This is a genomic window from Bacillus sp. AP50 (assembly GCF_040492675.1).
Lineage (GTDB): Bacteria > Bacillota > Bacilli > Bacillales > Bacillaceae_G > Bacillus_A > Bacillus_A cereus.
This window is the reverse complement of sequence record NZ_JBEUTW010000496.1, coordinates 1-1,306: the sequence shown is the minus strand read 5'-3', so window position 1 is coordinate 1,306 and position 1,306 is coordinate 1. Positions and strand designations below refer to the sequence as shown.

Sequence of the window (1,306 nt, the reverse complement as noted above, 5' to 3'; positions counted from 1 at the left end):
TTACCGCGTTTGTTTTAATGGAACCAAGAGATTGCAACAAATATAAAAAATTTGCAATGGAACATCCAGATGTAGTCGAATGCCATCGTATTGCCGGTTTATACAGTTATCTAACAAAGGTAGTGACAGAATCAGTACATACACTTGAAGACTATATTAATTTGTGCTTAGAGTATGGAAAGCCTACAACCTTAATAGTGCTTTCTTCTCCAGTAGAACATAAATCACTTTTTACAGAGAGTGAAAAATCTTGATTACATATGAGAGATTATTCTAAAAAGATAAATATTGTGAAATGATAAAATTTAAAATTATATATTTGGTATAGTGTTAGACTAGGGCTTCGGCACTAGCTTTTCTTTCGCTTGAATATATTACTAAGTCATATATAATATGCTTATATACTTGAAAGTGAGGGAGAGAATGGCATATAGCAAGGCGCAAAATGAAGCCACAAAAAACTATAAAAAACGTAATCCAGAACAAACGAAATATCTCAATTATAAAACTATGGCTAGAAGTTTCATCAAGAATTTAGCCACACAAGAAGATTTGGATATGCTAAAAGAATTAATGGCAGAAAAAGAGGAGAATGACCGTGCTAGAAAATAAATTAGGTATCAAAAATCAGTTGGAATTGAATCGAGTGGAAGAACGACTATCAAAAATGAAAGCCAAAGATTTATATGATTCAGGAGAAATAAACCACATAGAAGTTGGCACATTTAAGGGTCTTTCTGACATTCATAATTATCTATTTGAAGATATTTATTTCTTTGCTGGGAAGATTCGAAAGGTTAACATAGCGAAGGGGAACTTTCGATTTGCTCCTGTTATGTATCTAAGCCATTCACTAGAACATATAAATACTATGCCACAAACAACCTTTGATGAAATCGTTGAAAAGTATGTTGAAATGAACATTGCTCATCCTTTTAGAGAAGGAAACGGTAGAGCGACTAGAATATGGTTAGATTTAATCTTTAAGAATGAAATTCAACAGGTGGTTGACTGGAATAGGATTGATAAAGAAGATTATTTACTGGCAATGGAACGCAGCCCGATTAAAGATATTGAAATTAAGCATTTACTCAAAAATGCACTAGTAGATAAAATTAATAGTCGTGAAGTATTCATGAAAGGCATTGATATTAGTTATTATTATGAGGGATATACTGAATATGATATAGAGGATTTATAAATAAAAAAGGGCTGAAATTGCCCTTTTTTATTTGCGTTTTGAAGAGAATTTTTCATATAAAAACAGTATAAAATGGATTCTACCATGGATCCCTATTGTTATTTT

Annotated in this window: 3 protein-coding genes; all 3 read left to right on the top strand. The window is 31.5% G+C overall.

Going from position 1 to position 1,306, the window contains the following annotated elements; translation table 11 throughout:
* Positions 1-254: Lrp/AsnC ligand binding domain-containing protein (locus ABWK52_RS25385; protein ID WP_353772210.1), on the top strand; the 254-nt coding region annotated here is incomplete at its 5' end.
* A 169-nt stretch (positions 255-423) separates the two neighbouring features.
* On the top strand, positions 424-612 hold the full coding sequence (locus ABWK52_RS25380; RefSeq protein WP_000331757.1) for a hypothetical protein: 189 nt from the start codon (positions 424-426) through the stop codon (positions 610-612).
* Entirely contained in the window at positions 593-1,201 is a 609-nt protein-coding gene (gene fic / locus ABWK52_RS25375) for a protein adenylyltransferase Fic (RefSeq protein WP_033667260.1), read from the top strand. Before ABWK52_RS25380 ends, fic begins: the two co-directional genes overlap by 20 nt.
* Positions 1,202-1,306 lie beyond the last annotated feature (105 nt).

Coding starts and splice junctions, on each gene's coding strand:
- ABWK52_RS25380 (WP_000331757.1), top strand. CDS start 424: ATGGCATATAGCAAGGCGCAAAATGAAGCCACAAAAAACTATAAAAAA.
- fic (WP_033667260.1), top strand. CDS start 593: ATGACCGTGCTAGAAAATAAATTAGGTATCAAAAATCAGTTGGAATTG.